Raw genomic sequence first — 650 nt, 5'->3', positions numbered from 1 at the left:
TCGGGCTGCAATCGAGAAAGATACGGATTTATCCGGAGCCAGCGCTGGCTAAAGTTTGGAAGCGGTGGCAAGCGGCGTGCCGGTACTGCTACAACCAAGCGATTGCCTATCAGCGTCAGCATGGCACTACTAAAACCCTAGAAAAGCTGCGGAATATTATCCTGCAATCGGACTTGCCGCAGTGGGTGAAGGAAGCCCCCTGCCACATTAAGCAGAACGCCGTCATGGAGGCATGGCAAGCGTTTCGCCAAAGCAAGGAAGCTCGGTTTCGCAGTGTGAGGGATAAGACCCACACCTTGCAGTTCAACAACAGTAATTTCAGTCAGGGCAGGTGGTATCCGAAGCTCACGAAGGGTTTGTCGTTTACGGCGTCAGAAGCGGTGCCGCAAAAGTGTGCCTATGGGACTAAGCTAATGCGGGTGAAAGATAGATGGTATGCCATCTTCCCCGAGCCCGTGAACGAGCAGTGTTCGTTAGCAAAGGGGGTGGTTGCGCTTGACCCTGGAGTAAGAAGCTTCCTTACAGGGTTTGATGGGGCGGGCTTTGTAGATATCGCCAAGGGAGACTTTGGCAGAATCGTTCGGCTGTGCTACCACCTAGACGATCTGCAGTCTAGGCTGAGTAAAGCACCGAGACCCAAGCGTAGGCGA

At 53.8% G+C, this 650-nt stretch carries 1 protein-coding gene; it reads left to right on the top strand.

From position 1 onward, the window contains the following. Positions 1–650 (top strand): helix-turn-helix domain-containing protein (locus NW840_RS05950; RefSeq protein ID WP_414343021.1); only part of this gene is annotated, 650 nt, incomplete at both ends.

Source organism: Synechococcus sp. R5-13 (genome assembly GCF_047462015.1).
GTDB lineage: Bacteria > Cyanobacteriota > Cyanobacteriia > Thermostichales > Thermostichaceae > Thermostichus.
This window is presented reverse-complemented; position numbering and strand designations above follow the sequence as displayed.